Genomic DNA, 7,204 nt, shown 5'->3' on the forward strand with positions numbered 1-7,204 from the left:
CAGACCGTGGCACGTTGCAACAAATGTAGGAGCGGATTCATCCGCGATGCGCCGCGCGGGCGGCGCTCGATCTCATGGCCGCTACAAATGTCGTGACGAGCCCCTCACCCCTCGCTCGGCTTCACCACCACCGTACAAGTCGTCCCCGCCGCCAGCAAAAACCCTTCCGGCACTTCATCGATGTGAATCCGCACCGGCACCCGCTGCGCCAGTCGCACCCAGTTGAAGGTCGGGTTCACATCGGCGATCAGCTCGCGGCTCTGCGGGTTGTCGCGGTCGTAGATACCGCGCGCGATGCTCTCCACATGGCCCTTGAGGCGCTCGCCGCTCATCATCTGCAGGTCAGCCTGGTCACCCACCTTCACATGCGGCAGCTTGGTCTCCTCGAAGAACCCGTATACCCAGAACGAATTCTCGTCGACCACCGCCATCACCGCCTCGCCGGTGCGCGCATAGTCACCTTTGTGGATATTCAGGTTGGTCACGTAACCATCCACCGTGGCCACGATCTGGGTGCGCTTGAGGTTCAGCTGCGCCGCCGCCAGCGTGGCCTGGGCCTGCTGATAATCGGCCAGCGCGGAGTTGGCGATGTTGCTGGCATCGTCACGGTTTTCCTTGGAGATCACCAGGTTGTCCATGTCGGCACGGCGCTTGGCGTTGACCTTGCGCATGTCCCAGGTTGCCTTGCGCGACGCGACCAGGGCCTTGGCCTGGTCGACGGCCAGCTGGTAATGCTCGGGGTCGATCTGGATCAGCACATCGCCCTTCTTCACCCGCTGGTTGTCCAGGACCTTCACGTCCACCACATAGCCGGGCACGTCGGCGGCGACGTTGATGATGTCGGCGCGCACGCGGCCGTCGCGGGTCCATGGCGTGGTCATGTAGTGCAGCCACAACTGGCGACCGATCACCACGGCAGCGGTCAGCACCAACAGGGTGGCGATCAGGCTGAAAAACTTTTTCATCGAAGGATTCTCACCAGTAGAGCGACAGCGCCAGAGCGCCGAACAGGCAGACGAACAGGGACAGGCGCAGCAGCGCCGGGTGCCAGAAGAAGCGGTAACCATCATGACTGGCGATGAACCGGTCCAGGCCCCAGGCCAGGCCCAGGGCGAACAGGAACATCAGGGTCATGGTGGGCATGTACACGCCATGGAAGGCGATTTCACGGGGCATGGTGCAATCCTTTCGCCGGTGCCAGCGGCGACTGTGGGTCGAGCAGGGAAGAACGGATGAAGTGCAGGTAGCTCTGCGCACGGCGCAGCACCGAGGTGTCGAAGTGCCGGGCGAAAGGTTCGTCGGTGGCTTGCACGCGGCTGATGGCATGGTCCACCGCCACCAGCGCGCGTTCGTGGTTGCTGGCACTGGGCTGCAGGAACAGCCGCGCCAGGGCCCGACCCATGACACGAATCGCCTGACGCCATGGCTGCGATTCGGCGTAGGCCGGGTGAATCGGGGCGCGGGCCTGCTCCTTGCGCAGCTCGATGATGGCGTGGCCAATCTCAAGCACGGTGAACATCCAGCCCATCAGCTCGCTCTGCACCTGCGGCTTGCCGGCCGCCAGGCCATAAGCCTGGTGCAGCAGGTCGCGGGTGCGGCTTTCGAAGGCCGAGCCGAGGCCGCGCAGACGCCCACTGATGGCGTACAGCACCTGCTCGCGCAACTCCTGCTCAAGGCGGCTCCACAACCAGCGGCTGTTGGGCGGAAGGATGATCGCCCCGGCCGCGGCGCAGACGAACATGCCGATGACCATGCCGATGTAGTCATTGATGAAGCTGTACGGGTCGTAGACGGTGAGGTTGTTGGGCACTGTACCGATGGCGAAGAACACCAGCAGGCCCAGGCCATAACCGGCATACGCCGGGCGTGAGGACAGGAACGCGCCGAGCACGAACACCGGCGCCAGCACCATGCACAGCAGGGGGAAGCCATCGATCCAGGGGAACACGAAGAAGGTTTCGAAGAAGCCGATGAAGGCGCCGATCGCCGTGCCGCAGGCCATCTGGAACGACATGCGCTTGGGGTTCGGCGAAGCCGCCGAGAGGCCCACGGTAACGGTGGCGATCAGGGTCATCATGGCGCCGCTGGGCCAGTCGCTGAGCAGCCAGTAACTGCCCAGCAGCAACAGCACCGCCGATGCACGCACCCCAGCGGCCAGCGACACCAGCCAGCTGGTCTGTGCGACATACGGCTCATCCCACTGCTCGCGTTCGTGGGTGTGCGCGGCCAGCGAGGCGTGGGTCTCGGCATAGCTGAACATCTCGTCGACGAAGCGGTACAGCAGCTCGAACGCGGTGTGGAAGTCGAGCAGGTCGGACTCGCTGGGGTTGGTCTCCAGGTACTCGTTGCGCAGGCCGCGTACCTGAGCCTGCAGTCCCTCTTTGTAAGCGGCCAGCTCCAGGGTCAGGCGCAGCGCGTCGGCGTCGGTCAAGGCCCGGCCAACGTAGGGCTGCAACAGCTCGACCAGGGTATTGAGGCCCGGCTCGATGGCGCCGACGATCTGCAGCGGACCGCGGGCGCGCAGGCGCTCCAGCAGACGGTGCAAGGCGTTGAAGCGCGTGGTGATGGCCATGAACTCGCTGTTCATGCGCACCAGCCGGCCAGAGCGCCTGCGCATGTGCGGGTCTTCGAACGCGGTGACATTACGCAGGCTCTCAAGGCCCACCGCCTCGGCGACAAAACGCACGTTGCTGGTTTCGAAGCGGTCGCGCTGGCTGTCGCCGCGCAGGGCTTCGACGACCACGCCGGCGAACACGCCAAAGCGCTGGTACAAGGCGTTGCGCATGGCGGCACTGGCCGATTGCGGCAGGATCGCGGCGCTGACGAAGGTCGACACCAGAATCCCCAGGGCAATCTCCAGCACCCGCCACACCGCCGCCATGAAGGCCTGGTCGGGGTGCTGCAGCACGGGCAGGCCGATCATCGCCGCGGTGTAGCCGGCCAGCACGAAGGCGTAGGCACGGAAGGTGCGGTAACGCATGGCACCGGCCGAGCAGAGGCCGACCCACACGGCCAGGCTGGGCAGGAACAGCTCGGTGTTCTGCGGGAAGATAGCGATCAGCGCCACCATCATCGCCGAGCCGGCCAAGGTGCCCAGCACCCGGTAGAAGCTCTTGGCGAACACATGGCCGCTCTGCGGCTGCATGACGATGAACACGGTGATCATCGCCGTGCGCGGTTGCGGCAGTTCCAGGCGCATGGCCAGCCACAGGGTGATGAACGCGGCGGCCAGGACCTTGAAGATATAGACCCAGGTCACCCCGTCGGTGCGCGCCCAGGCAAAGAAGCCCCGGCGCCATTCCAGGCTGTGCAGCCAGCGCAGGGGCAGGCTCGATGTGCTCATTCGGCGTGGTCCGCCTTGCGGTCGAGGATGGCCAGGGTGGCCGGGGTTTTCGGGGCGGCCTGGCGATCTTCGTCAGGCACGTCCTCGCCCGCCTGCAGGCCGCCGCCCAGGGCGGTCACAAGCTCGGCATGGGCCACCAGGCGGGCGGCCTGCACCTGCTGTTGCACCTGTTGCTGGCGGAACAGCAAGGTCTGCGCGTTGAGCACGTTGAGGTAATCGGTAAGGCCGCGCTGGAAGGCGACCAGGGCGATGTCGTAGGTCTTTTGCGCGGCCGCCACCGACTCGGCGGCGAAGTGCGACTGCTCCTGCATCGACTCACGGCGGATCAGCTGGTCGGAGATATTTTTCAGCGCGCCAACCACGGTCTGGTTGTAGTGCGCCACGGCCATGTCATAGCCGGCCGAGGCCACGCCCAACTGCGAACGCAGGCGGCCGCCGTCGAAGATCGGCAAGCTGATCGCGGGGCCTACGTTGTAGTTGAACTTGCGCCCGGTGAGAAATTCCAGCGCCCCGCCGCCCGTGGCCATGAAGCCCAGGCTGCCGACCAGGTCGACGTTGGGGAAGAAGCCGGCATGGGCGACATCGATGCCACGGGCCTGCGCGGCCACCTGCCAGCGGCTGGCAACCACGTCGGGACGCTGGCCGACCAGTTCGGCCGGCAGCGCCGACGGCAGTTTCAGCGGGGCGCCGAGGGTCAGGGTCGGGCGCTGGATCTGCGCACCCTCCCCCGGCCCCTTGCCGGCCAGTGCTGCCAGCTGGTTGCGGGTCAGGGCGATTTCTTCGTTGAGGCTGTCGAGCTGACGGTGGGTTTCGGGCAGCGGCGCTTCGGCCTGACTGACCTCGAAATGGGTGCCGATACCGCCGTCGAGGCGGCGCTTGGCCAGGGCCAGGATCTGCTCTTGCTGTTCGAGCTCGGCCTTGACGATATCGCGCTGGGCAAAGTGCAGGCTCAGCTGGATATAGGCGCGTACCACGTTGTTCTGCAGCTCCAGCTGCGCCTGGCGGGCCTCGGCCACGCTCATGTGCGCCTGGTCCACGGCCTGTTCGCTGGCGTTGCGTTCGCGGCCCCAGAGGTCGAGGGCGTAGCTGAAGCCGATGGCGGCGTTGTTGTCCCAGGTGTTGGCGCCCGACAGCGCACCAGGGCCGTAGAACTGGTCTTCAGGCCAGTTGTGGCGCTTGAGACTCGCCTGGCCATTGACCTGGAGCTTTTCTGCCGACTCGACCACACCGGCCATGGCCTTGGCCTCGCGCACCCGCGCCGCGGCCATGGCCAGGCTCGGGCTGCCGGCCACGGCCAGGGCAAGCCAACGGTCCAGCTGGGGGTCGCCATAGGCGTGCCACCACTGCTGGTCGGGCCAGTGGGCGTCGGTCGCGGCTTCACGGATGGCCGCGTCGGTGGTCAGGGTATTGGCTGGCAGCGCTTTGTTTTGCGGGGCGATGCCCCAAGTTCCGATACAGCCGCTCAAGGTAAGGCTAAGGGCACAGGCACTGAACGCTTGGAGCGCTCTGATGATGCGACGCGGCACAGCTGCGATTTCCCGAGGAAGAGGTGGAGGGGCCGAGCAATTCTAGGGGGCCGCCGCACTGGCGATAAGCGCAGATTCCTGCGAATCTTTGTTACCAAAACAGCGATAATCCGGCTTTGGTCGAAGGCAACTTTTCGTTCTTTTGAAGTAACTTCGTGACACAATTTTGTCCTCTACCTTGAGAGTGACCCATGGACACCCTGCAAAACATGCGTGCTTTCAGTTGCGTAGCCCAGCTCGGCAGCTTCACGGCCGCTGCGGCGCAACTGGATACGACCACCGCGAACGTGTCGCGGGCGGTCTCCAACCTGGAAGCCCATCTGCATACCCGGCTGCTCAACCGTACGACTCGGCGTATCGCCCTGACCGAGGCAGGCAAGCGTTACCTGATGCGTTGCGAGCAGATTCTTACCTACGTGGAAGAAGCTGAAGCCGAGGCCAGCGACGCCCACGCCCGGCCTGCCGGGCAGTTGAAGGTGCACTCGATGACCGGGGTCGGCCAGCATTTCGTGGTCGATGCGATTGCCCGCTACCGCGAGTCGCACCCGGACGTGACCTTCGACCTGACCATGGCCAACCGCGTGCCCGACCTGCTCGACGAGGGGTACGACGTGTCCATCGTGCTGGCCACCGAACTGCCGGACTCCGGCTTCGTGTCGCAGCGCCTGGGTATCACCTACAGCATCGTCTGCGCATCGCCGGAATACGTGGCCCGGCATGGCTTTGCGAACAAGCCGCTCGACCTGCTCAACCATTCGTGCCTGCGCATGGTCAGCCCGGTGATTCCGCTGGAGAAGTGGCTGTTCGACGGCCCCGAAGGCCAGGAGCTGGTCAACATCACCAGCTCGCCGTTCCAGGTCAACTCGGCCGATGCCATGAAGACGGCGATTCGCAGCGGCATGGGCATGGGTGTGCTGCCGATTTACTCGGCGATCGACGGGTTGCGCGATGGCAGCCTGGTGCGGGTGATGCCGGACTACCGGCTGCAGGAGCTGAACCTGTATGCCATCTATCCGTCGCGCCAGTACCTGGATGCCAAGATCAAGACCTGGGTCGAGTACCTGCGCAACTCGCTGCCGGAGATTCTGGCTGCCCATGAGGCTGACCTGAAAACCCATGAGTTGCTGATCGCCAACTGAAAAAGCTGCTGCAGGGCGGTGGTGGACAATGGTAGGTTGCTAACCAATGCCGGCCCTTTCGCGGGACAAGCCCGCTCCCACAGGGATTCCACAGTCCTCGAGCATTGTGGTGAACCTGTGGCAGCGGGCTTGCCCCGCGAAAAGGCCGGCACTGACATCCACCACGCCTTGCAGAGAAGTTGCCCGATGAAAAAGACCGTCCTGGCCTTCAGCCGTATCACCCCGGCCATGGCCGAGCGCCTGCAGCAAGACTTCAACGTGATCCTGCCGAACCCGAAACTCGGCGACATCAATGCCCAGTTCAACGAAGCCCTGCCCGAGGCCCACGGCCTGATCGGCGTTGGCCGCAAGCTGGGCCGCGCGCAGCTCGAAGGCGCGGCAAAGCTGGAAGTGGTGTCCAGCGTCTCGGTCGGTTACGACAACTACGACCTCGACTACTTCAACGAGCGCGGCATCGCCCTGACCAACACCCCCGACGTGCTGACCGAAAGCACTGCCGACCTGGGCTTCTCGCTGATCATGGGCTGTGCCCGCCGCACCGCCGAGCTGGACGCCTGGACCAAGGCCGGCCAGTGGCAAGCCACCGTCGGCCCGGCCCACTTCGGCACGGACGTGCACGGCAAGACCCTGGGTATCGTCGGCCTGGGCAATATCGGTGCGGCCATCGCCCGTCGTGGCCGCTTCGGTTTCAACATGCAGGTGCTGTATGCCGGCAACAACCGCAAGCCGGCGCTTGAGCAGGAACTGGGTGCGCAACATCGCAGCCTTGAGCAACTGCTGGGTGAAGCCGACTTCGTCTGCATCGTGGTGCCGCTGTCCGACGCCACCCGCAAGCTGATCGGCGCGCGCGAGCTGAAGCTGATGAAGCCGAGCGCGTTCCTGATCAACATTGCCCGCGGCCCGGTGGTCGACGAGGCGGCGCTGGTGGAAGCGTTGCAGAACGGCACGATTCGCGGTGCCGGCCTGGATGTGTACGAGAAGGAACCGCTGAGCGAATCGCCGCTGTTCAAGCTGCCCAATGCGCTGACCTTGCCGCACATTGGCTCGGCCACTGCCGAAACCCGCGAGGCCATGGCCAATCGGGCGATGGATAACCTGCGTGCGGCGCTGCTGGGTGAGCGGCCGCGGGATCTGGTGAATCCGCAGGTCTGGAAGGGCTGATAGATCTTTACCGGCTGCACTGGCCTCATCGCCGG

Annotated in this window: 6 protein-coding genes; 2 read left to right on the forward strand and 4 right to left on the reverse strand. The window is 65.0% G+C overall.

Features of this window, described 5'->3' with window-relative positions:
• Positions 1–104 precede the first annotated feature (104 nt).
• From PMI38_RS19940 to PMI38_RS19955, 4 genes are read right to left on the reverse strand one after another with little or no spacing between them, the layout of a single operon-like run.
• Complete coding sequence (locus PMI38_RS19940) at positions 105–965, reverse strand: efflux RND transporter periplasmic adaptor subunit (protein ID WP_008097764.1); 861 nt, start codon at positions 963–965, stop codon at positions 105–107.
• 10 nt (positions 966–975) lie between these two features.
• Positions 976–1,176: a DUF1656 domain-containing protein gene (locus PMI38_RS19945; protein WP_008097766.1), complete on the reverse strand. Its 201-nt coding sequence runs from the start codon at positions 1,174–1,176 to the stop codon at positions 976–978.
• The gene (locus PMI38_RS19950) at positions 1,166–3,343 is read right to left on the reverse strand and encodes an FUSC family protein (RefSeq protein ID WP_008097768.1); all 2,178 of its coding nucleotides are present in this window, start codon (positions 3,341–3,343) and stop codon (positions 1,166–1,168) included. Before PMI38_RS19950 ends, PMI38_RS19945 begins: the two co-directional genes overlap by 11 nt.
• Complete coding sequence (locus tag PMI38_RS19955; RefSeq protein ID WP_008097770.1) at positions 3,340–4,869, reverse strand: efflux transporter outer membrane subunit; 1,530 nt, start codon at positions 4,867–4,869, stop codon at positions 3,340–3,342. Before PMI38_RS19955 ends, PMI38_RS19950 begins: the two co-directional genes overlap by 4 nt.
• Before the next feature lie 191 nt (positions 4,870–5,060).
• On the opposite strand from PMI38_RS19955, the gene PMI38_RS19960 reads away from it, so the two are divergent.
• Together PMI38_RS19960 and PMI38_RS19965 are read left to right on the forward strand one after the other, a co-directional pair.
• A complete protein-coding gene (locus PMI38_RS19960; RefSeq protein WP_008097771.1) occupies positions 5,061–6,008 on the forward strand; it encodes a LysR family transcriptional regulator in 948 nt (315 codons plus the stop codon).
• 186 nt (positions 6,009–6,194) lie between these two features.
• Entirely contained in the window at positions 6,195–7,169 is a 975-nt protein-coding gene (locus PMI38_RS19965) for a 2-hydroxyacid dehydrogenase (RefSeq protein WP_008097773.1), read from the forward strand.
• The last annotated feature ends 35 nt before the right edge of the window (positions 7,170–7,204 follow it).

This window comes from Pseudomonas sp. GM84 (genome assembly GCF_000282535.1).
GTDB lineage: Bacteria > Pseudomonadota > Gammaproteobacteria > Pseudomonadales > Pseudomonadaceae > Aquipseudomonas.

Excerpts from the sequence above, each read along its gene's own strand:
- PMI38_RS19940 (WP_008097764.1), bottom strand. The coding sequence starts at position 965 with ATGAAAAAGTTTTTCAGCCTGATCGCCACCCTGTTGGTGCTGACCGCT.
- PMI38_RS19945 (WP_008097766.1), bottom strand. The coding sequence starts at position 1,176 with ATGCCCCGTGAAATCGCCTTCCATGGCGTGTACATGCCCACCATGACC.
- PMI38_RS19950 (WP_008097768.1), bottom strand. The coding sequence starts at position 3,343 with ATGAGCACATCGAGCCTGCCCCTGCGCTGGCTGCACAGCCTGGAATGG.
- PMI38_RS19960 (WP_008097771.1), top strand. The coding sequence starts at position 5,061 with ATGGACACCCTGCAAAACATGCGTGCTTTCAGTTGCGTAGCCCAGCTC.
- PMI38_RS19965 (WP_008097773.1), top strand. The coding sequence starts at position 6,195 with ATGAAAAAGACCGTCCTGGCCTTCAGCCGTATCACCCCGGCCATGGCC.